Origin of the sequence: Desulfovibrio ferrophilus (assembly GCF_003966735.1) — a bacterium.
Classification (GTDB): domain Bacteria; phylum Desulfobacterota; class Desulfovibrionia; order Desulfovibrionales; family Desulfovibrionaceae; genus Desulfovibrio_Q; species Desulfovibrio_Q ferrophilus.
The window spans coordinates 3,061,800-3,084,973 of the sequence record NZ_AP017378.1 but is presented as its reverse complement, the minus strand read 5'-3'; the positions used below and the strand labels follow the sequence as shown (position 1 = coordinate 3,084,973).

At 57.2% G+C, this 23,174-nt stretch carries 19 protein-coding genes and 1 pseudogene; 5 read left to right on the top strand and 15 right to left on the bottom strand.

The annotated features are described in order from the left end of the window. Nucleotides 1-122: 122 nt before the first annotated feature. From EL361_RS14085 to EL361_RS14020, 14 genes are all read right to left on the bottom strand, one after another. Complete coding sequence (locus EL361_RS14085) at nt 123-2,648, bottom strand: heavy metal translocating P-type ATPase (protein WP_232034792.1); 2,526 nt, start codon at nt 2,646-2,648, stop codon at nt 123-125. A gap of 52 nt (nt 2,649-2,700) precedes the next feature. Then, nucleotides 2,701-2,901 (bottom strand): FeoB-associated Cys-rich membrane protein, encoded by a 201-nt coding sequence (locus tag EL361_RS14080; RefSeq protein ID WP_126380593.1) that lies wholly within the window; start codon nt 2,899-2,901, stop codon nt 2,701-2,703. A 115-nt stretch (nt 2,902-3,016) separates the two neighbouring features. Beyond that, the gene (locus EL361_RS14075) at nt 3,017-3,376 is read right to left on the bottom strand and encodes a hypothetical protein (protein WP_126380592.1); all 360 of its coding nucleotides are present in this window, start codon (nt 3,374-3,376) and stop codon (nt 3,017-3,019) included. A gap of 344 nt (nt 3,377-3,720) precedes the next feature. After that, nucleotides 3,721-6,147, bottom strand: a complete 2,427-nt coding sequence (locus EL361_RS14070; protein WP_126380591.1) for a methyl-accepting chemotaxis protein — start codon at nt 6,145-6,147, stop codon at nt 3,721-3,723. A 209-nt stretch (nt 6,148-6,356) separates the two neighbouring features. Next, nucleotides 6,357-6,812, bottom strand: a complete 456-nt coding sequence (locus EL361_RS14065; RefSeq protein WP_126380590.1) for a pyridoxamine 5'-phosphate oxidase family protein — start codon at nt 6,810-6,812, stop codon at nt 6,357-6,359. A 186-nt stretch (nt 6,813-6,998) separates the two neighbouring features. Further along, entirely contained in the window at nt 6,999-7,397 is a 399-nt protein-coding gene (locus tag EL361_RS14060) for a 4Fe-4S dicluster domain-containing protein (protein WP_126380589.1), read from the bottom strand. 12 nt (nt 7,398-7,409) lie between these two features. After that, the gene (locus tag EL361_RS14055; RefSeq protein ID WP_126380588.1) at nt 7,410-8,486 is read right to left on the bottom strand and encodes a hydrogenase large subunit; all 1,077 of its coding nucleotides are present in this window, start codon (nt 8,484-8,486) and stop codon (nt 7,410-7,412) included. A 9-nt stretch (nt 8,487-8,495) separates the two neighbouring features. Next, entirely contained in the window at nt 8,496-8,861 is a 366-nt protein-coding gene (locus EL361_RS14050; protein WP_126380587.1) for an NADH-quinone oxidoreductase subunit C, read from the bottom strand. An 11-nt stretch (nt 8,862-8,872) separates the two neighbouring features. Further along, nucleotides 8,873-9,310: an NADH-quinone oxidoreductase subunit B family protein gene (locus EL361_RS14045; protein WP_126380586.1), complete on the bottom strand. Its 438-nt coding sequence runs from the start codon at nt 9,308-9,310 to the stop codon at nt 8,873-8,875. A 6-nt stretch (nt 9,311-9,316) separates the two neighbouring features. After that, nucleotides 9,317-10,171 (bottom strand): respiratory chain complex I subunit 1 family protein, encoded by an 855-nt coding sequence (locus EL361_RS14040; RefSeq protein ID WP_126380585.1) that lies wholly within the window; start codon nt 10,169-10,171, stop codon nt 9,317-9,319. Next, nucleotides 10,171-12,078: an NADH-quinone oxidoreductase subunit 5 family protein gene (locus EL361_RS14035; protein ID WP_126380584.1), complete on the bottom strand. Its 1,908-nt coding sequence runs from the start codon at nt 12,076-12,078 to the stop codon at nt 10,171-10,173. The genes EL361_RS14040 and EL361_RS14035 overlap by 1 nt, the downstream gene beginning before the upstream one ends. A 484-nt stretch (nt 12,079-12,562) precedes the next feature. Beyond that, entirely contained in the window at nt 12,563-12,985 is a 423-nt protein-coding gene (locus EL361_RS14030) for a bacteriohemerythrin (RefSeq protein ID WP_172961767.1), read from the bottom strand. A gap of 488 nt (nt 12,986-13,473) precedes the next feature. After that, on the bottom strand, nt 13,474-14,619 hold the full coding sequence (locus EL361_RS14025) for a hypothetical protein (protein ID WP_126380580.1): 1,146 nt from the start codon (nt 14,617-14,619) through the stop codon (nt 13,474-13,476). A gap of 26 nt (nt 14,620-14,645) precedes the next feature. Continuing rightward, nucleotides 14,646-16,073, bottom strand: coding sequence for an MBOAT family O-acyltransferase (locus tag EL361_RS14020; protein ID WP_126380578.1), 1,428 nt, complete (start codon nt 16,071-16,073; stop codon nt 14,646-14,648). Nucleotides 16,074-17,070: 997 nt separating this feature from the next. Here EL361_RS14020 and EL361_RS14015 point away from each other — a divergent pair. Continuing rightward, on the top strand, nt 17,071-17,736 hold the full coding sequence (locus EL361_RS14015; RefSeq protein ID WP_126380576.1) for a response regulator: 666 nt from the start codon (nt 17,071-17,073) through the stop codon (nt 17,734-17,736). Between the two features lie 104 nt (nt 17,737-17,840). On the opposite strand, the gene EL361_RS14010 is transcribed toward EL361_RS14015, so the two are convergent. Beyond that, complete coding sequence (locus tag EL361_RS14010; protein ID WP_126380574.1) at nt 17,841-18,575, bottom strand: hypothetical protein; 735 nt, start codon at nt 18,573-18,575, stop codon at nt 17,841-17,843. Nucleotides 18,576-19,193: 618 nt separating this feature from the next. Between EL361_RS14010 and EL361_RS14005 the strand changes: the two are divergent. From EL361_RS14005 to EL361_RS13990, 4 genes and pseudogenes are all read left to right on the top strand, one after another. Next, a pseudogene (locus EL361_RS14005) lies at nt 19,194-20,227 on the top strand (extracellular solute-binding protein). Nucleotides 20,228-20,310: 83 nt separating this feature from the next. After that, on the top strand, nt 20,311-21,393 hold the full coding sequence (locus tag EL361_RS14000; protein ID WP_126380572.1) for an ABC transporter ATP-binding protein: 1,083 nt from the start codon (nt 20,311-20,313) through the stop codon (nt 21,391-21,393). Between the two features lie 3 nt (nt 21,394-21,396). Beyond that, on the top strand, nt 21,397-22,251 hold the full coding sequence (locus EL361_RS13995; protein ID WP_126380570.1) for an ABC transporter permease: 855 nt from the start codon (nt 21,397-21,399) through the stop codon (nt 22,249-22,251). Continuing rightward, the gene (locus EL361_RS13990; RefSeq protein ID WP_126380568.1) at nt 22,248-23,105 is read left to right on the top strand and encodes an ABC transporter permease; all 858 of its coding nucleotides are present in this window, start codon (nt 22,248-22,250) and stop codon (nt 23,103-23,105) included. Before EL361_RS13995 ends, EL361_RS13990 begins: the two co-directional genes overlap by 4 nt. Nucleotides 23,106-23,174: the final 69 nt, after the last annotated feature.

Here is a 23,174-nt window from a genome sequence, read left to right as displayed (position 1 = left end):
GCAAATTGAGTCCTTCCCTGGCCCTGAGCCCAAGCAGGGCAAGCCTATTTTTTTTTGATAAGCCCAAGACAACTGGGCCATTTTCGCCCAAGGATTCTCCTCCCCCGGAGGGATTCATTTCCCTAGGACGGACTGAAAAATCGCAGACGCAGGGCGTTGGACACCACTGTCACCGAGGACAACGCCATGGCCGTACCCGCAAGCATGGGATTCATGGTCGGCCCCCCGAAGACATGCAGCAACCCGGCGGCCACGGGGATGCCCAAGGTATTGAAGGCAAACGCCCAAAACAGGTTCTGACGGATATTGCGCATCACCGCCCGCGACAGGCCAAGGGCCGTGAGCACCCCATGCAAATCGCTCTTCATGAGCACCACGTCGCCGGACTCAATGGCCACATCGATACCGGACCCCATGGCAATGCCAAGGTCGGCGCGCGCCAGGGCCGGGGCATCGTTGATACCGTCACCGGCCATGGCCACGGTGCGTCCGTCCTGCTGCAGGCTGCGAATTTCCGCCTCCTTGCGCTCGGGCAGGACCCGGGCCACCACGGTCTCGATGCCTGCCTGGGCGGCAACAGCCCGCGCCGTCAATTCTTCGTCGCCGGTGAGCATCACCACCCGCACACCCAATGCCTTGAGGCGGGTAACGACTTCGGGGGCTTCTTTACGCAGGGTGTCAGACACGGCCAGCACTCCAGCCAAGCGCCCGTCCACAGCCAGGTACAAAGCGGTCTTGCCTTGCCCGGCCAGGGCCTCGGCCTGCTCTCGTCCGGCCTCGACCCCTGAGACGGAATGCTCCTGCATCAGAGTCAGGTTCCCGAACAGCACGGCCTGCCCGTCTACTTCGGCCCGCACCCCGTGACCGGGGACGGCCTCGAAGGATTCGGGCTCTGCCACGACCAGCTTCCGGGCTTCGGCTCCACGCATGATGGCAGTGGCCAGGGGATGTTCCGAGGAACGTTCCACGGACGCCGCCAAGGCCACCAATCCGTCCTCATCCAGTGCGTTGCCGGATTCGTCGCCAGCAAAAACAACCACATCCGTCAACTCGGGGCGCCCGTGGGTCAGGGTGCCTGTCTTGTCGAAGACCACCGTGTCCACGGATTCAGCAGTCTGCAAGGCCGTCCCGCTCTTGACCAAAACGCCCAACTGCGCCCCGCGCCCGGTACCCACCATAATGGATGTGGGCGTGGCCAGACCCATGGCACAGGGGCAGGCAATAACCAGCACGGAGATGAAGATGCGCAGGGCAAAGGGGAAGCTGGCCCCGCCCAGAAAATACCAAGTCAGGCCCGAGGCCACGGCAACGGCCATGACCGCTGGCACGAAATAGAAACTCACCCTGTCCGCCAGATTGGCGATGGGGGCCTTGGAGCCCTGGGCCTGCTGGACCAGACGGATAATGCGCGCAAGCACGGTATCCTTGCCCACGCTATCGGCCCGCAGGGTCAATGCGCCCGTGGTGTTCATGGTTCCACCCACCACGACATCGCCTTCGGCCTTGGCCACGGGTAACGGCTCGCCCGTAAGCATGGATTCATCCACGCTGGACGCCCCGGAGACGACGGTGCCGTCCACGGGCACCCGCTCGCCAGGACGCACCAGCAACATATCCCCGGACTCGACCTCGTCCAATGGAATCTCGGAGGTCTCACCCTTTGCATCCACGAGAAGCGCCGTCTCAGGCGCCAGACGCATCAGCCCCCGAATGGAATCGGAGGTCTTCAGCTTGGAACGGGCCTCGAAATACTTGCCCAAAGAGATGAGCGCGATGAGGACAGCGGCAGACTCGTAGTACAAGTCCATGGCCCGGGCCTGGGCATCAATGCCCAGGGCAATCTCCAGAGTACTCCACAGGCTGTAGGCCAGGGCCGCGCCCGTGCCCACGGCAATAAGGGAGTCCATGTCCGGGTTACGGCGCCAGAGATTGGGAAAACCGCGCAGATAGAACAGCCGCCCGGACCAGACCACAGGCAGGGTCAGCAGCAGCTGTGCCAAGGCAAAGTTCAGGGGACTATGCATGGGATCAAGGGCAGGTGGCAGGGGCATCCCTGCCATATGGCCCATGGACAGAATCAGCAGCGGCAGGGCAAAGGCGAAGGCCGGAACCAGTCTGTTGCGGATGCCTTGCAGGCGCTCACGAGCCTCGCGCTGACGCTGCTCGAACACGTCCGGTGCCCCGGAGGCGGGCTGGGTACCGAAGCCAAGATTGTGGATGGTTTGACGGATCGCCCGTTTGGAGGTCAGCCCGGAATCAAAGACAAAGAATCCACTCTCGGCGGCCAGATTGACCTCGGATCGGGAGACCCCGTCCATGGCCCCCACCACGCGTTCAATGCGCCCGGAACAAGCCGCACAGTGCATGCCACTCAGCGCAAGCTCAAGGGTCTGCTCCGACGGCTCACCCATTTCGGGCAATATGGCCTCGAATCCCAATTCGCCCACGCGGGAAGCAATAGCCTCCAGCCCGACGACTTCAGGATCCCAACTCACATCCAAGGATTCCGTTGCAAGGTTCACGCTGGCTTCAGTCACACCGTCCATACCACCAAGGGTCCGTTCGATACGGCTGGAGCAGGATGCGCAATGCATGCCCTTGATGGCGGCCTGTGTGCGCAGAATCTTTTCGGCTTCGTGCTTGATCATGCTTACTGCCCTGGCTGGAGGAGGCAAAGGGAATGCCGCTTGAGTACATGCCCTATTTGGCCATGGGCAAGTCGTCCGACTTGTGCGGATCAGTGCAGGTGGAGGCCTGCCCACAACCGGAGCAGCTGGTATCCCCCCCGCAACCGCAGCCCAGGTTGCCGGTCTTTTTATTACGCAAGTGTCTACGGATCAAATAGATCGCTGCCACGGCCACAATGGCCAGCACCAGCGACAAATCAATGGTTCCTGTCATGAATACTCCCATAGGGGCAAATTGATGATGAATGTCGTTATCATTAGATAGCCCCGTTTATTCCCACCGTCAAGGTCGGAAGCTGGAAAACGAAGAAGGGGATCAGAAGAGGTCGCTACTTGATCTCGCTGACGGTAATCTGGCCTTCGGGATTCATTTCCACTCGATAGCTGGACAATGGAGAATAAATCCCTTCGGGCAGGAAACGAACGTCGGGCTGAATGGACGAATCAACCGTCTTTTCCATGCCCTGGCAGTACCCCTTGATTTTACCGATGGCTGCCAGACCATCCCCAAAGCGCTCACGGCGTTGGGGCTCAGCGCACACGGTGCGGGTTTCCACCGTCCCCATGCGCCAGGTTTCAAACGTCACACAGCAGGTCTCTTGCTCACTGAAGTTGTCCACCACCAGTTCCCCAGCCCACACGGGCAGGGCAAGGGAGCACAGCAGCAGAACAAAGAACACGGTGGGCACTGTTTTCATCATACAAAGAGGGGTTGTCGGTTATAGACACACAGCTTCTCTTTATATCCACTTCAAAACCCCCGGTCATATGGGGGAATTCCCCGATTTAACTCCCACAAGGGATGGAAGCTCCCCGCCCCATTGGTCCTGTTGTTGTACGAGCCATGCCTGCCGCCGTGCAATCCTCCCTTCGCAAACAAACCACATGTTATTGCCAGAACGCCCCCCCTGCTGGTCGTTCAAAAATCACGAGGGGCGGGCGCAAAAGAGCTTCAAGATCGACGCGCATAAAAGACGCGAGATTCTGAAGCCCTTGCAGCAACGAAGCCAGCGGGAGAGATTCAACGGCCCTGCTATGCGCGGATGTCTTTGATCAGGAGATCCAACTTCCGCACCTGCTCCTCCAGCCCGGCAATGGCCATGGAAGAATGAGACATTTCATCCATGGTGGTCTGAGAGATGTCACTGATGTTCTCCACCGCCCGGCTGATCTCCATGCTGGCCGCGGATTGCTCCTCACTGGCGGTGGCGATGGCCTGGACCTTGGAGGCCGTGTCATCGATGATCTCCACGATTTCCCTGAGAGCCTGCCCGGACTGTTCCGCCAGACGGGTACTCTGATCCACGGCTTCGAAGGCGGAGCGCCCTGCATCGGCTGAAAGCCTTGTCCCTTCCTGAATGCCATTGATGGCTATGCCGACCTCTCTGGTGGCCTGCATGGTCTTCTCGGCCAGTTTGCGGACCTCGTCGGCCACCACCGCAAACCCTCGTCCGGCATCGCCTGCACGGGCCGCCTCGATGGCGGCATTCAGGGCCAGAAGATTAGTCTGATCCGCAATGTCCTCGATCACGGTAATCACACTGCCAATCTGTTCCGCCCTGGCCCCCAGATTCTCCATGTCCCTGTTCAAGGCCTCGGTACGCTCACGCACCACCCCGATGGCGCCCACGACCTGGGCCACCATCTCGTCGCCGGCCACGGCCTTGTCACGAGCTTCGGAGGCACTCGTGGAGGCGTTGGAGGCATTCAGGGCCACTTCATCGGTAGTCACGCTCATCTGCTGCATGCTGACCGCCGTGCTCATGGTCATCTCGTTCTGTTGTTTTGCACCGCCCGAAGTATTCTGAACCTGCCCCAACAGTTCACTGGCTGTGGCAGTCACATCCACGGCAATGCCACCAGCCTCTTCAGCCACCCGGGACATGCGCCCGGCCTGCTCGGTGATGCGCTGCTCCTGCTCACGGATCTGCGTCAGGTCGAAATACAGCGTAAACACCCCGAGCAACTCGCCGTCCAGGTCATAGACCGGGGAGGCTTCCACGGACACGATTCGGGTCTGCCCCGTATCGGTCTTCATCCTGACTTCCTTGGTCAGGCGCTTCTGCTGCTCAAGGGCCTTGGATGAAGCCGTGGCCTTGCCCGGCTGACCAAAGAAGAATTCACCCGGAGTCATACCCCTATACTCATCAGGATTGCCGGTCTTGCCCATCAACTCGATCAGATATCTGTTGATATAACTGATGCCACCGGAATGATGCAGGACCATGCAGGGCTGAGTGGCCCCGTCCAGCACGCCCTGCGCAAAACCCAACTTCTTCTTGACCTCGTCGAACATGACACTGATGCCATCGACCAGGGCTTTGAGTTCCGCCTTGAAGCCTGCAGGCATTGTGGCCTTGAAATCTCCCTCGCTGACAGCGGTCAGAAAACCCTGCACCCGGTCCAGAGGCCGCACGATCTCATAGCGCACGAAACCGAACATCGCCACGGCTGCAAACAGCACCAGCACCAGCACCGCCCCGGAGGCAGCCAGCTTCAGGGTATGCACCGGGGCAAAGGCCTCGGCGGCTTCGACCTCCGCCAGGAGCACCCAATCGAGCCCCCCTGCAGCCAGAGGCGCAAAGGCAGACAAGGTTTGCTCTCCCCGGTAATCGACGATGATCCGTGTGTCTTCAATGCCGCTTCGGGCTTCGCGGACGGCCACGGTCTCAACCCGGCCTTGGCCGGGATCGGCAAAGGACGCTGCAACGCTATGCGTTTCCGGGGACAGGTATGAATCCGATCGCATCAGACCGTCATTGCCCACAAGGTAGGTCTCGCCGGACTGGCCCATGCCCGATCGCACGGCCATGATGGCATTGATCCGCTCAAGGGGGAGCCGCAACGCCGCCACCCCATAAATCTCGCCAATATGCGAATACACGGGCGTGGCCACGAATGCACTGGGGGTACCGCCCATGGGGGCATAGGGTTCCACATCCACGAACACAGTCTTGCCCGTCATGGCCAGTTGCCAGGCACGTTGCAGGTTCGTGCCCGCAAGAGCCGTCCCTTCCTTCAAGTCCTCGCCCAAGTCGTTGCCGCGCTGGTACGAATAATACACCCGGCCATCATCTCCGATGAGATAGGCATCCTTGAAACCGAGCTTCTCCACAAAAGGCTTGAACGCGCCGCCCACATATTCCAGCAGACCGATATATTCCTCGTCGGTCACATCCATGCGCTGCCCGGACTTGGCTGTACCCCAGGCAAAATCGCGGATCATGCCCAGAGCATTGTAGACTTCCTTCACGCTGGCGTAGATCTCGGCCTCTCGGCGCCAGGTTCCGAACAACTCCTGCAACTCGTGCCGCTTGGCTTCACGCACCGAAGTCAGCTGCTGCATGGCTCCGCCAGACAGGCTGTCCGAAGCCAGGCGCACGCTGAACAGTCCCACCGCCACTGCGGGCAGCAGCCCCAGAAGCAGGCAGAAGACAATCAATTTGACACGCAGACTCATATTCAAATCTCCCAGTAGAGTATTTCCCTCATGCTGAGAATCCTGACTACTGGAACAAATCAGTCACTTGTCTATGAGACGGTGTCTTTTGCGTTACATTTCAGCGACAAGGGGGAATATCCCTGCTGGTCACAGGGACGAGAGGAGATTCGGGTGACAGCCGGGTTTCAATCCGGTGACACCTTGTGACCAAGGAGAAAACCGAGGAGTCAGGAAGGATAACTGTGGTGGAAGGCATCGGCGAGGCCCGACAGCAGCAGAACACTGCGAACCCGGATGCGCAGCAGTCGCCCTTCGGGGCGACTCAAAAAGAGTTCAAGCTGTGGGTGACGCCCAAGGAGCAGTGCCCGGACCCGTTCGGCTTCGGGACCATCCGAAAGGGGATCATGCTCTCCGGATATGGTCAGGGCATGAATCGACTCGCGATCATTGGGAAGCTTTTGCACCCGGTCATCAATCATCAGGCTGACCCGGGGGTCGGACTGGATGTTGGTCCACTTGCGGCTGTCCTCAGCCGTGACCAGGTAGACCTCGCGACCGTCCTGTGACGCCGCATAGGCCATCAGCGAGGTGTGCGGCCCCTGTGGGCCAGTGGTGGCCAGCACCAAGAGGTCATTGTCCGCGAGCAATTGCACACAGCGGCTCAGCTTGAGATCATTTTTCATCCATGCATCATGGGAAGCTGTTCCCACGAAGTCAATGCCCGGGATGATCCATGACCACGGACCAAGACAGAGAAACTGCGACCTACAACACACGACCCCTTGTAACCAGCACACAAAAAAGCCCCCCCGGCCTGAGCCAGGAGGGCTTGATGTTCAATCAGAAATCAAGCAGTTCGCAGGTGCGGGCTACTTGTCTTCCTTTTTAGCGGGCTTGTCGTCAGCCTTGGCCGCAGCCTTTTTCTTGGGCTTGGGCGGCTCACCCTGCAGCGAGTACATGACCTTGGTGGCCGCAGGCTTGCGGTGCACGTTGTTCATGGACAGGCACTTGGTGGGACAGGCTTCCACGCAGATGGAGCAGTAGATGCAGGCATAGGGATCACATTCCCAGGTTCCGGCCTTGCGATCGATGGTGATGCACTGCGAGGGGCACTTCTTGGAACACATGCCACAGAAGATGCACTCGTCGATGTTATTGACCAACTCGCCACGGTAGCCTGCAAAGGGCTCGCGCACTTCAAAGGGATACAGGCGGGTGGACTTCTTGGACAGGAAGTTCTTAACGACATTCGGTGTCATGAACAGCATGGCAGCTCCTCCTTAGCGTTCCGTGCAGGAAATGCACGGGTCGATGGACAAGACCGCCACGGGGACGTTCGCCAACTCGATGCCGCCCACCATGGCAAGCAAGGGGGGCACGTTGGCGAATGTGGGGGTGCGAATACGCACACGGTCCAGATACTTCTTGCCACTGGCCTTGATGTAGTACATCAGCTCGCCGCGAGGCTGCTCGATACGAGAGATGATCTCGCCTTCGGGGTTGCCCTTGACCGGGACGCGAGTCTCGCCTTCGGGCAACTTGGAGATGGCCTGGCGAACCAGATCGATGGACTGCAGGGTCTCGCGGAAACGCACGTTGGAGCGCGAGTAGCAGTCACCACCGGTCTCGACGACTGGCTCGAAATCCAACTCGGCGAAAGCGCCGTACTTGAGCATGCGCATGTCCTGGGCAACGCCGGAACCACGCAGGGTGGGGCCAGCAGCGCCAAGCTCGATGGCCTGCTCCTTGGTGAGTACGCCAACACCGACGGTACGGTGCTTGACGGTATAGTCTTCCATCATGGTCTTCTGCAAGGCGATCATGCCGGTCTCGACTTCATCCAACTCCTGCAGGATCCAACGGCACTGCTCGGGACTGATGTCGTAGCGGGTACCACCCATGACGTTGACGGAGATGATGACACGGTTGCCGGCAGTGGCTTCCAGGATATCCATGATCTTCTCACGGACCTTCCAGAACTGCTGGAACACGCTCTCGAAACCGAAGGCGTCGGCAAACAGACCCAGCCACAGCATGTGGCTGTGAATGCGATGCAGCTCGCCCCAGATCACGCGCAGGTACTTGGCGCGGGGGGGAATCTCCACCTTCATCAGCTCCTCGATGCCCTGGCAGAAGCAAGCGGCGTGGAGACAGGAGCAGATGCCGCAGACGCGTTCCACGACCTGGATCATCTGATGATAATCGCGGATCTCGGTCAGCTTCTCCAGACCTCTGTGAACATATCCAAGAGCCGGAATGGCCTCTTTGACGATTTCGTCCTCGACCACCAATTTCAGGTGGACCGGCTCCGGCAGAACCGGATGCTGAGGACCAAAGGGAATTATAGTTTTGGCCATGATGTATCCTTACTGTTTGACGATCTTGACGTTGGAGACCATCGGCACCTCGGTGATTTCCTCATCGAGATACAGGGTCCTGTTGAAATCGAGGATCAGACCCTCGAACTCCAGGCCGAACTGGTCGCGCATCTCGTTTTCCACGAGCAGGGCAGCGAAGAGAATGCCGGAGATGCTGGGCACCTTGGCGTCCTTGGGCTGCTTCATGCGCAGGTTGGCCAGTTTCAGGTCCTTGTCGAAGTGATACAGGATGTCCACGTAGTCAGCGTCCAACTCAGTGCAGGACATGGTCACGAGTCTGTAGCCGTCATTTTTCAGCTTCAGGACTTCGCTTGCGACCGTATCCTGGGTGACTTCTTTAAGATTCTCAATCACGGTTGCTCCCTTTATCCTTCAACTTTCTCGGCGAATTTCTGGAGTCCCAGAACAACACCGTCAATGATGGCTTCGGGCTTGGCAGGGCAGCCGGGAACGTACACGTCCACCGGAATGACCTTATCCACGCCACCGACCACGTTATAGGCCTCACGGAACACGCCGCCAGAGGTACCGCATGCGCCAATGGCAATCACAGCCTTGGGCTCGGGCATCTGGTCGTAGAGGTTCTTCAGGACCTTCTTGTTGCGATGGTTCACGGTCCCCGTCACCAACAGGATGTCGGCGTGCTTGGGGTTACCCACGTTGACGATACCGAAGCGCTCGATGTCATAGACCGGGGTCAGACAGGCCAGCGTCTCGATGTCGCAACCGTTACAGCTCCCACAATCAAAATGCATGATCCAGGGAGACTTGACCCTTGATTTTTTAATGAATGATTTCAGCATAGCTCCCTAGACCTTTGCATACAGCCAGATGAGGTTCACGAAACTAAGGGCCAGGCCGACGCTCCACACGTACTTGAGCATCCAACGCCAGGTCATACGAGCCATGGTGTTGTCGATGATGATCTCGGCCAGATAGGTCACCACCAACAGGGCGATCATGGCCAGGATGTTCGTGCTCCAGAACAGAGCGCACAGGCCGAGCACCAGGATGGTCTCGTACCAGTGAGCGACCTCCACCAGACCCAGGAAGGGGCCGGAGTATTCGGTCAGCACGCCTTTGACCAGCTCCTGGTGTCCGTGGTGGGACGTGGAGAAGTCGAAGGGGGACTTTCTGAGCTTGATGGTCAGAGCGTAACCCAGAACGATGAACATCAGCGGCAGCTTGAACAGCAAGGGCTGCTCGACCTGCATGATCTGATCGATCTGGAAACTGCCAGTGGCCAGATAGATGGAAACGAACACCAGAATCAGCAGGGGCTCGTAGGTCAGAATCTGGATCAGTTCGCGCTGCGCGCCCACCTGGCTGTAAGGAGACGGCACACTCATGGCACCAATGACCATGAACACGGCACCGATGGCCTGTACAAAGAAGATGAGCAAGAGATCGGACTGTAGGAAGAACAGCACCACGGACAGAGCAGCTGCCACCAGGTAGACCCAGGCGCAGAAGATGATCCAGGGGTTGGCGGCCATCTTCTCTTTTCCGAAGAGCTTGGCAACATCAAAAAAGCCCTGGGTGATCGGGGGTCCCTGACGGGACTGGAACCACGCGGTGAGCTTGCGGTCAATACCGGAGATCAGGCCGCCCAGCAGGGGGGCGACAATCACAGCGATCAGAATCAGGATGATTTCAGTGGTCATTACAGGGCCCCTCCAATCATGAGCACGATCAGAGCGATCGCAGCGATATTGGCGAAGGTGGTCAAACGCTCCTCACCAAAGAAAGCGGGCAGGTAGTAGTTACCGGCCTCGATCTTAACCGGGGCGTTCATGGGACCGACGAAGGAGCCATCGTTGGAGCCCTTGACGTTGGCGCCACCAGAGTACGGGGCAGCGAAGGTCATGCCGCGGGATTTCTTGACGACGCGCAAGGCGTACAGCAGACCAAGACCCAGCACCAGGAACAGCGGATACACGGCGAAAGCGCCCATGGGACCGGACAACACGCCACCCGTGACCATAAAGGGCGCAGAGGCGAACATGGGCCGGATCAGATACTCGTACATGGCCGGGGAAGCCAGGGCCAAGCCCACGGAACCCAGACACAGAGTCAGCAGCGGCAGACGCATCAGCAGGGCCTGCTCTTCGGGTACGGGCTTCTCGCCACCGGGCATGTCCAGGAGCGATCCCGCCCAACGAGCCCAGTAGACGACGGTCAGCGCGGAACCCATGGCCAGCATGACCACGACGAACAGCTGATCGGAAGCGGCCTCGATGGCCATCCATTTGCCCAGCAGCACACCAAAGGGAGGCAGCAGCATGGTCAGGATGCCGGTGATGGTGATCCAGGCCGTGCGGGGCATGCGGGCGTAGAGGCCGCGCATGTCTTCAATGTCCCGGCTGCCGATGCGCTGTTCGATGGTGCCAACGCACAGGAACAGCAGAGCCTTGGACACGGCGTGGAAGATGATCAGGAAGATGGCTGCGGTGTGAGCCGCGGGGGTGTTGATGCCCGCGCAGGCAATGATCAGACCCAGGTTCGAGATGGTCGAATAGGCCAGGATCTTTTTACCGTTGGACTGGCTGATGGCCAGAGCGGCACAAGCCAGGAAGGTAAATCCACCGCACAGGGCCACGCCGGTGGCCACGAACGTACCGGCAAAGGCCGGGGCGAAGCGCAGGACCACATAGACGCCGGCCTTGACCATGGTGCTCGAATGGAGCAGCGCGGAGACCGGAGTCGGTGCAACCATGGCGCCGAGCAGCCAGCCCTGGAAGGGCAACTGGGCGGCCTTGGTGAAGCCAGCAAAAGAGATGAACGCCAGACCGACAAGCAGGCCCACGGCAGTGGCGCTTCCGGAAGCCAGCAGTGCCTGGATGTCCAGGGTGGCTGCGGTGGCGTAAATGAACATCATACCCGCCACAAAGGCCACGCCGCCAGCGCTGTTCATCCACAAGGCGCGGACGGAGTTCTTGATGGCGATCTCGGTACCGTCATGCCCGATGAGCATGAAGGAACAGAACGTGGTGATCTCGAAGAAGAAGTACAGCCACAGGATGTTGTTGGACAACACCAGGCCGTTCATGGCGCCCAGGAAGAGCACCAGGAACAGGAAGAACCGGGGCTGCTTCGAGGTTTCGAGATGCAGATGCTCTTCGTGTTCCTTCATGTAAGGAATGGCGTAGATGCAAATGAGCGAGCCGACGATGCTGATGATCAAGACCATGATCAACGAAAGCTGGTCCGCGTAGAACGTCGGCACATGGGCAGTATGGTCCACCCAGAACAGCTCAAGGATCACCAGCCCCACCATCTGTGCGACTGAGAAAAGTTTGATCAGCAGGTTGTTGTGCTTAAAACCGTAAAACAGGATCACGATGAGCAGCGCGAAATCCGCGATGGTGATCAGCGAATCCCAGCTCATGCCAAGCACAGGTCCAGGCGAATACGTGAACGGACCGGTCATCATGAGCGCGATGGAAGCCACCGCCAGGATGCCGCCCGTGCCCAAGACAACCAGTGACCGAACGAAGCTAGCGCGCAGCAGATAGCACGCCAATCCGGCCACGAAGGGCAAGAGAACGAGAACTACAAGCAGATTCGACATGGTTACCCCTTGAAAAAAGAATTGCCTCTGAAACAACACACACCACCGCCCTCGGTTGCCACGCCGAGGGCGATACCCGACCGAACCACTGGTCCTTAAAGAGGCCGGGCAAACTTTGTAGGGTACAAAAAACCTCAGGTCAACCACCCCCCGCTACATTGCTTTCATGCACCACCACAGAGGTAGAGATTCACGAGACAGGGGCTTCAGGAGGGGCCTGACGAAGCAGTTGGCATATGCTGGAACAGTCACGAATGCCTCGCCACAACTGGTTTACAGTCCTATTGCATACCTAATCGGCACACAATTGACTGTTCAAGCAACCAAGACAGGCACTCAATCCAGTTTCCGCATCATGCGCATTGATTGGTTAACCAAACAACTACAGAAAGGAGAAATTAACCACTGAGACAGGCAAAAAAACACAAAAAGACATGCTTTGAGGCACAAGACAAGGCATTGAAATCTGCCGAGGGGGGTGGAATCAGTCGCCCTGATCAGCCAGAGCATTCACACTTTGAACATAGCGTCCGAAATCCAGATCTTCATTCAGAATGTGCTCCAGCAGCCAGCCCTTGAGGAAGGCCTTGACCTGTGCGCCGGAGACCACTTCCTTGATGTAAATCCTGTACTGGAAGTCCTTGACCGAGCGCACCAGTTCCGCATGAAGCGCGGCGTGGTCCGCACGTTTGGGATAGCGCACGGCTTTCATCTGTTCTTCTTCATCGTGGAAATGGTGCACGGTATACTCGCGCAGGGATTGGATGACGCTACGCACGGCATCCTGCCCTTGTTCCTGCTCCACGGCCTCAATCACCTTGTTGGCGATGTCGATGAGTTCCTGATGCTGTCTGTCCAGGCTTTTCACTCCCAGAGACAGACTCGGGCTCCAGTTGAGTTTCGGCATGCGGACCTCCTTTGCACCGAGCATAACACAAAGGGACAGACCAGCCACCCTGCCTGAATTCAGACACCAAAAAACCCGGTGACCTGAGTCACCGGGTTTCACCTTCCTGAACGGAGTCGTCTTCGGCAAATAATCATTTGCACCGGGTACCAAACTGGGAGTACCGAAACAACTCCGCTCTGGAAGATCAGCAGGGTGCCTGCTTATACCGGTCCGGCCACACAGGGCCGGTTCCCCCCTTCAACACCCGTTATGATCAATGTAAGCTTGGCACTCAAAAAATTGAATGGGGGAATCCCCGCATATTCACGAAGAGTTTCGGCATGCAGCACGGGCACGCACACTCCATCCTCAAGAATAACAATCAATTATCCTAGGCGCTTGCTACGCATATTTACGCTCTAACATGCAAAAAGAAGACAAACAGAGAGGTCTTGGAAAAGAAGGAGAGTTTCCAGAAAGCCCAAAACATGAGCCCAGGCACCTGCCTACTTCTGCCCCTTGTGATCCAGGGCATCGGCCAGCACCTGGCGCTCATGCTCCGTGCGCATGGGGATCATTGCGGCAAAATCAAAGACCTTACCGCTGTCTTCCAGCACGGCAAGGCAAGACTCGATGTAAGCGTCCACATTGCTGGCCGTGAGCGGCTCGCGCCCGCTGGCGATGGTATTGATAATGAATTCGTTGACCCCGGAATGGAAATGCACATTATCCCGGAAGTTTGCCAGATTGTTCACGATCTGTGGTTCATTCTCGAATCCATAGACCGTGGCGTTGGGCAGGGCATCCAACGCTCGCACCAGATGCCGCTGGGCCGCATAATAGCGCGGCAGATCGATCTCACTTTTGCGGCCAACGCCATGCACCGGGCTGAGCACGAACACGAACTTGATGCCAGGATTGGCCCGCACATGAGGTAAAACGTTGGCATCCACACCGGGACACGAAACATCCTCCTCCACTGCGGAACGTTGTTTATCTCCGCTTTCCTCTATCCGTTTCAGATGCCTGTTCAGGGCCTCTTCATAGGTGGCGTAATTGGCCACGCGCTCGTCGGTCATCCAGTAATTGAGCAGGTCCATATCCTTGAACCAACGCCCCGGTTTCGGGGACAGACCAACCAGCGTCCGCAGGGAATATTTGAAGAAATCGATATTCAATAAATACGGATAATCATCCAGCACCGGCGCGGTATAGAGATACCGGGGGAATTCATACTTTTCATTCCCCGCATCGGCACTATCGTTCAGAATCTCCAGCCCGATGCCCCAAAACACGTGCTCCACCTTCGCCATATCCAGATGATCCAGCATCCCCCCCACTTCGCACAGGGTTCCGCCATCGATGGTCAGCTTGATCGTCGGTTCCCAGTCAAAAATTTGCTCCAATCGCGAAGGCAGATAATTATCCGAGGTCGAATTGCCGAGAATCACGTTCCGGTATTCACCTGCATTGATGTAATGCCGAATCTTGGCCACATTCTGATAGCGCTGATTCTGCCACATCCAGGGCATCCCGTTGGCCCGGCTATATACCTGCAGCGGATCCACGGCATAATTCAGCACCCCCACCGCCGGAACGGCGAGACCGAGCACGATGAGCAGGAATATGGCGTGAAGTCTGGTCTTTTGCATCAAACATCCAAGGGCTCTGGCCCTATCTAGAACTGAAAATAAATAAACTCACTGACCCGGTTGGCCTGCAGGAACAACAACAATGAACTCAATCCCAAGGCCGTCACCCAGGCCGTCATTGCCAGATGAGGCATCCTCTTGCTCGTCAGCTCCGTGCTGTTGGGCCCCCACAGGCAGATGCCCAGCAGGAACACGATCCCCGGGATTACTAGCCGCCCATGACTGGGCGTCGACAATGCAACGGTGCGAGTAAAGGCCTCGCCCAACACCCAGCCGTTTTGCCCCAGCATTCCGCCATAGACCTTGAGGGCGTCCGAAAAGCTGGTGGCCCGAAACACGACCCACGCAAAATTAACGAACATCAGAGTAACGAACACGCCCGCCACCCTTGGCATCTTGCGGCCCCACCAGCGGGACCAGACACGATGCAGACACAGGGCCGTGCCGTGCAGGAATCCCCAGGCCACGAAGGTCCACCCGGCACCATGCCACAGGCCGCCCAGCAGAAACGTGATGAACAGGTTACGCAGGGTCCCCCGCTCGCCTTTCCTGTTTCCACCCAGGGGGATGTACAGATAATCCCTCAGCCAACGGGACAAGGTAATGTGCCAACTGCGCCAGAATTCCTGTATATTTGAGGCTTTGTAGGGCGATAGAAAGTTCTGGGGCAGATGGATATTGAATAGCAGCGCACAGCCGATGGCCATGTCGCTATAGCCCGAAAAATCGAAATAGAGCTGCAGCGTATAGGCCAGACTGCCCAGCCACGCCTCCGCAAAACTCAAAGAAGCGGAAGTGTCGAAACAGTAGCCCACCACCGGGGACAGGGAATCAGCCACCATGACCTTCTTGCCCAGTCCGAGGAAAAACATCACCAGACCGGCGTAGATATTGTCCCAGTTGAAGCGACGGTTTTCCAGACTGCTGAACTGGGGCATCATCTCGCGGTGATGCACAATGGGTCCGGCCACCAGTTGCGGGAAGAAGCAGACAAACAGACTGTAGCTCGACAGCCCTTCGCGCCCGCTCATCTTGCCTTGGTAGACGTCCACCAGAAAGGCAATCTGCTGGAAGGTGAAAAAGCTGATGCCGATGGGCAGCACGATGTGCTGCAAGGTGAACCATGCGCCAAACAACTCATTGGCCGTGCCCAGGAAAAAGTCCGTATATTTGTAATAGCACAAGGCCCCGAGGTTCAGCGCAATGCCCATGATCAACACAGGCTTGCGATACCGCTCCACATTGAAAAGCAGCATCGACCAAAGGTAGTTCACCACGATGGAGGCCAGGATCAGCCAGGTATTGGCAGGGTTCCAGTATCCGTAATAGAACACGGACGCCGAAAAAAGGAAGAGCGGCGCGGCCCTGTAAAACCCGAACCGGCACAGCAGATGATAACCAATCACCACCAGCGGCAGGAACAGATAGATGAACTCAAGGGAGCTGAAAACCATGAGGACGACTCTCGATCGACTTTAGGACAAAATCAGGGCAGGCGGCTTGTCCGCCAACGCATTGATGAAATGTGCTTAAAGTCTAAAGAAGAATCAAGCAATCATAAGTTTTCTAAAGCAGAGCCCAAGATGACACAGGGGAAGGGTGCCATGACGCAGAGGCACCCCCAGGGAACAAGCTCAAAATATTGAAGTCCTCAAACAGTCCACCTGGATGGGCAGCCTTCACCTCACCCATATCTACCCAAAGCGAAACCACTGAACCAATTCGGCGTGTTGAATACTCACGAGACTCAAAGAGGCGAGGGTCCTTTCCATACGGAAAAGACCCTCATAAGATACTCAGACCAGGCCCCCCTCTCTGAGCACCTCCCCCCTACATTTTCAAGGTGATGCTTCAAACCATCTGTTTTCAGATCACCCCGGAGAATTCCCCCCCCGTGACGACGGGCCGGATTCTCGCGAAATTTTCACACTCTGCCCCGCCTCTTCCACCCCAATCATTTGAGGCTCTTGTGTGGCGGAGTGGTCAACCGCAGCCGACCAAATCCAAGCGTGACAACTTCTTTACCCGACCCAACACCCGAGGTCTGTACGTGAAACCACGTACATTGAGCATTTTTTTTATAAAAATGCGCTGAGGGCAGCCGCCACAGCTCCCTGCCTGAACGCTGAAGCCGGGTATTCCGGGTAAAAAGAACGCTCGCACGCTCCGAATCACTGAAGATGCGGGGATCCTTGCCTTCAAAGTCCAACAATGCTAAAAAAATGCACACCAAAAAACCATAAAGTTCAGATATTTACAGAAATAAATACAACTATCCCAACAGCATAAGTCAATGACTAATATATCTTCATCGACACCTAAGCTCTCACTCAATCGCACAATCATGAAGCGCACCCTCTACGCCCTGTATTGCCTGCTCTGGCTTGGCTGCTACACCTGTTCCGTCTCCTGCGGCGTCACACCATCTTCATCACAGACAAGGAATACGTCATGACTTCTGCCCCCATCACCCAGGGCGCTCGCATCTTTCTGGCCGACGATCACCCCGCAGTACTCGACGGCCTGACCCTGCTCCTGGCCCAGGACAATCATGTCATTTGCGGTGTAGCCACCTGCCTGGAAGAAGCCATGGCAGCCATTGACGAGAGCCGCGCGGACATCGCCATGGTCGACCTCAGCCTGTGCGGCGAAAGCGGCCTGGACCTGATCCCCGTGATGGTGGAACGCAACATCCCCGTGCTCGTCTATTCCATGCACGAAGACGCAGCCACGCAGCAACGCGCCGCGGATCAAGGGGCCAGCGGTTACGTGACCAAACGCGAGCCGTCGGGGGTCCTTCTGGAGGCCGTGCACCGGATTCTGGCAGGAGAGCGCTACGTCAGCCCCCGCGCTGCCGCCAATCTCGAGGCCGGTGCTCCCGCGCAGGGTGTGCCGTTGTCCGGCAACTCCGTGAACACCAAGACCTTCAGCGAGCGGGAACGACAGATCTGGACGCTCTTGGCGCAAGGGGAGAGCAATGTGGACATCGCCGCCGCCCTTAAGATCAGCGTACGCACCGTGGAGAGCTACTACACCCGGATGATGGCAAAGCTGGAGCTGGATGGGATCAAGGCCCTGCGCAAGCTGGCCATCAGCGAGAGCCGCCTGATCTTTTGAGTGGAGTGGAATGGGGAATTGGGGGACGAAGACGGAGAGACGGAGTAAAGGAAATACAGGGAATAGACATGGTATCCCCCTATTTCTAACTCTCAATGGGGCGGTTACACTCTGTTTCCGTTATAGTGACGAATAAACATCCGAGTGTTTGACATGCGCATAACCAACTTTTCGCGTTCACTATAGTTGTCAGCAACAGATATCATAGCCTTACTCTCGCAATCCGCAAGACCCCGTTCGGCATTGAAATATGTATCAGAAAAAAAGTCGCTATCGGCCCAATTTAGACAGTAAGGGATATCGGACGTGTTCTTCAACGGTACTAGGGCCTTTACGATAAAATTTGGATACTTCAGACGCAAGGCTTCGAACCCCGGTCGCGACTCGACCGAACGGGCAATGCTGCAACTCAACCAATCTTGACTCCCCTCTAATAAATACGCGTCGACAAGCGCTTGGCCAACGTAAGCATTGGCAGTTGGATCCGCAAGAAAATCTCCATGCGCAATTGCACCACGAATCATGCGAGATGGCCCCGTTATAACCGAGTTCATAAACTCACCCGATACTGTAAGCATGGTTTCTAGACATTGTTCAGAATCGTCGCGAGTGTAAAAAACAATTGAATCGGAAAAATTTATACATGAAATATTTTCGTCTTTGACTGTAACGGACATATCTGGATGCACAATACTACCCGGAAGACTCGCCCTAATCATCAAATTTAAAAATCCACGAACATAAGTAAATACTTCGCTCGACCCTTCGGATTCAAGCCATGACCTAAATCCAAGCATATCAAAAAAAGCAACATACCGTTGTCCATTATCGACGATCACACCGCCTCCAACTTAAATATTTAACAGTTTTATTCTGGATATTTAGTTAAATCAGTACGTATCAATACAGCAAATTGTCAATACTAAGCACCTGTATTTCAGACTATTTTCATAAGTAGCAGATTGAAATTAAAGTCAGAAGTACCCTTGATTTCTAGGGTCACTTCTCTCAGTATTGTACTGCCATAGACTTTCGTTTTGCGCACATTCGGTGCAAGTTTTTTAAGACAGCAATTACATAAACCATTTCCATTTCCGATCTCTGCCCCATACAAAATTGGGCCATGTCTTTTATTTTAGCATTTCAAAACCAACCGTGCCGCTCAGCCTTCCCACCATCTTTTCCATTCCATCCGCAACCATAACCCCATCCGCTCACAACAAAAAAACCCCCTAATTCTTTCTCTTACCAAAGGCCTTCCTTGTGGTGTTGAGGGACCGATGCGCACATCCGCCGTTACAACAGCCCCACAAACGACCGAACCGACAAATATGTCGCTTTGGTGTCATTGCCAAAACTCCCTTGCACAAAACTAAAGACGTCTGTAATTATAAGTATCTTTTATTACACCGTCATTTTTGAGGAGTTCAGCCATGAGAAAATTGATCATTATCGCGATGATGGCGATCTTTGCCTTTGCGGGGACTGCCCAGGCAGAGACATTGAAGCTGTTGACCTGGAAAGGCTATGCCCCCAGCAGCTGATTGACACCTTCGAGAAGGAGACCGGCATCAAGGTCGAAGTCACCTTCTCCAACAACGAGGAAATGATCGCCAAGCTGCGCGCCACCCGCGGTGCAGGCTTCGACCTCGCCCAGCCCTCTCAGGACCGCATCTCCTCCGTTCAGGAGAAATACAACCTCTACCAGCCCCTGGACTACTCCAAGATCGACTCCGCCCTGTTCATCCCCTCCATGCTGGAAGCAGTGAAGAAGAACACCAAGGTCGGCAGTGACTCCTATGGTGTCCCCTTCTGCTGGGGCACCTCCGGCCTGATCGTGAACAGCGCCAAGGCCGCCGATGCCGACGCCTTCAAGGCGCTGATCGATTCCAAGTACAAGGGCCGCGTGAGCTACCGCCTGAAGCGCCCCACGCTCATCGCCATGGCCTTTGCCCTGGGTTACGATCCCTTTGCCCTGTACAACGACACCGAAGCCTACAAGGCCATGCTGGACAAGGTCGCCGAGGCCCTGATCGATGCCAAGCCCATCGTCAAGAACTACTGGGCCAACGGCGACTCCCTGCTTGAGTCCATGCGCTCCGAGGAAGTCTTCGTGGCCATGGCCTGGGACGCCGGCGGGTGGAAGCTCCATGCCGACAACGCCGCCATCGACTTCAAGGCCCCCAAGGAAGGCGCTCTGGGTTGGATCGACACCTTCACCATTCCTTCCAAGGCCGAGAATGTTGACGCCGCCTACAAGTGGATCAACTTCATCATGAAGCCCGAAAACGCCGGTTACTTCTCCTCGCAGGAAAAGTACGCCACCGCCTCCAAGGACGCCCTGAAGTTCACCGACGCTGCCGTTGCCGCCAACTTCGCCCGCTCCTTCCCGCAGGCCACCATCGACAACATCAAGTGGTATCCGCCGGTCCCCGCGAAGCTGGAAAGCCTCGAGGGCAAGATCCTGGACAAGATCAAGGCTGCCAACTAGTCAGCCTGGACCATTCTATGTATTCTGGGCGGGGAGTCGACGAGACTTCCCGCCTTCTTCAATCCTCACAAAGACGCAGAGCCATGACCAACGATCTTTCCATACGCAACGTAGTGAAACGCTTCGGCGACTTCACTGCTGTCGATGACGTGACCTTTGATGTGCCCACCGGGTCCTTCTTTTCCATCCTCGGGCCTTCGGGCTGCGGCAAGACCACCCTGCTCAGGATGGTTGCCGGATTCGAGGAACCCACCTCCGGGGCCATCGAGATCCGAGGCAAGGACATGCTCGGCGTGCCGCCCAACCGCCGCCCCGTAAACCTGGTGTTCCAGCATCTGGCCCTGTTCCCCATGATGAACGTCGAGGAAAACATCGCCTTTGGCCTGAAACGGCGCGGCGTGGCCTCGGCTGAAATCCGCAAGCTCACGGAGGCCATCCTCGAACGGGTGGACCTGCCCGGCTACGGCGCAAAACAGATCAACCAGTTGTCCGGCGGGCAGAAGCAGCGCGTAGCCATCGCACGCGCCCTTGTGCTCAACCCGTCTGTACTGCTGCTGGACGAGCCCCTGGGCGCGCTGGACCTGAAGCTGCGCGAGCAGATGAAGGTGGAGCTGAAGAAACTGCAGGCCAAGGTGGGCACCACGTTCATCTACATCACCCACGACCAGTCCGAGGCCCTTGTGATGTCGGACCGCGTGGCGGTGATGAACAACGGCCGCTTCGAGCAGATGGGCACTCCCCAAGAGCTGTACGGCAAGCCCGAGACGCCCTTTGTGGCCCAGTTCGTGGGTGACACCAACAAGTGGACCGGCACGGTCACCCAGAGCAGTGCCAACGACGTGTCACTGACCACGGACGAAGGCTACGCCTTCCGTTCCAAGGCCTACACGACCTTCGCCCAGGGCAGCCGAGTGGACCTGTTCCTGCGGCCCGAGGCCATGCGCATCGAACCGCGCGACAAGGACGGGCTGAACCTGTTCGAGGTCACGGTCAAGGCCATCCTCTTTGACGGCGCCAACAGCCGCCTGCTCACCGTGACCAAGGAAGAACACGAACTCATCGTGACCCTGCCCCAGAACCACAAATTCGATTACATCAAACCGGGCGACAGAATCACCGTGGGCTGGCACCCGGATTCGGGCACCTGTTTCGAGGCGCAGGAGTAGACCATGAAACGTTCGCGCCTGGCCTTCTGGATCTTCATGGCCCCTGTTCTGATGTGGCTGCTGCTGCTCATCGTTTTGCCCCACCTCGACCTCTTAACCATGAGCTTCCGGGGTGAAAACGACTACGGAGACGCGGTCTGGACCCTGCAGAACTACAAGAATTTCTTTACCGAGCCCATCTACTGGCTGACCTTTGTGCGCACCGCGCTCTACGCCATCATCACCACCATGATCACCTTCGTGCTGGCCATGCCGGTGTCCTTTTACATCGCCAAGCTGGCCCGTGCCCGCTCGCAGGGCGCGCTGATGATCCTCCTGCTGCTGCCGTTCTGGGTCAGCGAGCTGGTGCGCATCTACGGCTGGATGATCCTGCTGCGCGAGTCGGGCGTTCTGAACTTCTTCATGTTGCAGCTCGGGCTCATCGATAAGCCCATCGAGATGCTCTACAACGACGCCACCATGATCATGGGCCTGGTCTACACCTCCATGCTGTTCATGGTCGTGCCGCTGGTCTCGGTCATGGAAAGCCTGGACGACAGCCTGATCGAGGCGGCCCACGACCTGGGCGCCGGGCAGTTGACCATCTGGCGGACCATCATCCTGCCGCACTGCAAGCCGGGCATCACCTCCGGAGCCATCGTGGTCTTCATGCTGGCGCTGGGCAACTACCTGACCCCGAACCTGATGGGCGGCAAGAACTCGCTCTGGTTCACGGAGCAGATCTACAACCAGTTCATCGCCAGCTTCAACTGGAACCAGGGCTCGGCCTTCGGATTCCTGCTGCTGGTGCTGAGTTCGGCCATCATCTGGGCAGGCTTGAAGCTCACGGGCCAGAAACTCGGGGAGGTGGCGTCATGATCCGTTCGCTCCCCCGCAGCAAGGGCTACGACTGGTCCTTTACCGCCTTCATCGTGCTCTACTTCACCTTCCTGTTCGCGCCGCTGCTTGTGACGTGCGTGTTGGCCTTCAACGACTCCAACTTCCCGTCCCTGCCCTGGCAGGGCTTCAGTCTGGACTGGTTTGTTGCCAACGGCCCGGAGCGCATCGGCCTGTTCCACGATGACCAGAACCTGCGCTCCATCGTGACCAGCTTCGAGACCGCCTTTTGCGTCTCCATCCTCTCGGTGGTGGTGGGCACGTGTGCCAGCTTCCTGTTCGAGAAGGAAGACTTCCGCTTCAAGGGCGCGCTCTACTTTTTGATGCTGGCGCCGCTGGTCATCCCCGGGGTCATCCTGGGCATCTCGCTGCTTCTGGCCGCAAACACGGCGGGCACGTTCTTTGACGAGACCTTCGGGCTGGACATCGATGTCTTCCGCCCCAGCTTCTGGCTGGTGGTGCTGGGCCAGTTCTCGTTCATCACCACCTTCGTGACGCTGGTGGTCTCGGCACGCCTCAGAAAGTTCGATCACTCTCTGGAGGAGGCCGCGCTGAACCTGGGGGCCACGCCACTGCAAGTCATATGGCACATCACGCTGAAGTTCCTGCGCCCGGCCATCATCGGTGCCGGGGCCGTGGCGTTCCTGATGAGCTTCGAGAACTTCAACACCACGTTGTTTCTGGTGGGCTCGAAACCGACCCTGCCCATCAACCTCTACCTGCAAGTGCGCGACGGCAGCACCCCGGTGATCAACGCGGTCTCCCTGATGCTGATCCTTGGCACCTCGCTGCTGGCCCTGCTGAACCTCTACTTCACGAAGAAGGAAGAGGACTGAGTTCTCATAAAGGCAAGACGACTCACAAAATATATGAGCAAGAAAGAATCCCCTGCCCGCTTGAATGCG

Coding starts and splice junctions, on each gene's coding strand:
- EL361_RS14085 (WP_232034792.1), bottom strand. CDS start 2,648: ATGATCAAGCACGAAGCCGAAAAGATTCTGCGCACACAGGCCGCCATC.
- EL361_RS14080 (WP_126380593.1), bottom strand. CDS start 2,901: ATGACAGGAACCATTGATTTGTCGCTGGTGCTGGCCATTGTGGCCGTG.
- EL361_RS14070 (WP_126380591.1), bottom strand. CDS start 6,147: ATGAGTCTGCGTGTCAAATTGATTGTCTTCTGCCTGCTTCTGGGGCTG.
- EL361_RS14065 (WP_126380590.1), bottom strand. CDS start 6,812: ATGAAAAATGATCTCAAGCTGAGCCGCTGTGTGCAATTGCTCGCGGAC.
- EL361_RS14060 (WP_126380589.1), bottom strand. CDS start 7,397: ATGCTGTTCATGACACCGAATGTCGTTAAGAACTTCCTGTCCAAGAAG.
- EL361_RS14055 (WP_126380588.1), bottom strand. CDS start 8,486: ATGGCCAAAACTATAATTCCCTTTGGTCCTCAGCATCCGGTTCTGCCG.
- EL361_RS14045 (WP_126380586.1), bottom strand. CDS start 9,310: ATGCTGAAATCATTCATTAAAAAATCAAGGGTCAAGTCTCCCTGGATC.
- EL361_RS14040 (WP_126380585.1), bottom strand. CDS start 10,171: ATGACCACTGAAATCATCCTGATTCTGATCGCTGTGATTGTCGCCCCC.
- EL361_RS14035 (WP_126380584.1), bottom strand. CDS start 12,078: ATGTCGAATCTGCTTGTAGTTCTCGTTCTCTTGCCCTTCGTGGCCGGA.
- EL361_RS14030 (WP_172961767.1), bottom strand. CDS start 12,985: ATGCCGAAACTCAACTGGAGCCCGAGTCTGTCTCTGGGAGTGAAAAGC.
- EL361_RS14025 (WP_126380580.1), bottom strand. CDS start 14,619: ATGCAAAAGACCAGACTTCACGCCATATTCCTGCTCATCGTGCTCGGT.
- EL361_RS14020 (WP_126380578.1), bottom strand. CDS start 16,073: ATGGTTTTCAGCTCCCTTGAGTTCATCTATCTGTTCCTGCCGCTGGTG.
- EL361_RS14015 (WP_126380576.1), top strand. CDS start 17,071: ATGACTTCTGCCCCCATCACCCAGGGCGCTCGCATCTTTCTGGCCGAC.
- EL361_RS14000 (WP_126380572.1), top strand. CDS start 20,311: ATGACCAACGATCTTTCCATACGCAACGTAGTGAAACGCTTCGGCGAC.
- EL361_RS13995 (WP_126380570.1), top strand. CDS start 21,397: ATGAAACGTTCGCGCCTGGCCTTCTGGATCTTCATGGCCCCTGTTCTG.
- EL361_RS13990 (WP_126380568.1), top strand. CDS start 22,248: ATGATCCGTTCGCTCCCCCGCAGCAAGGGCTACGACTGGTCCTTTACC.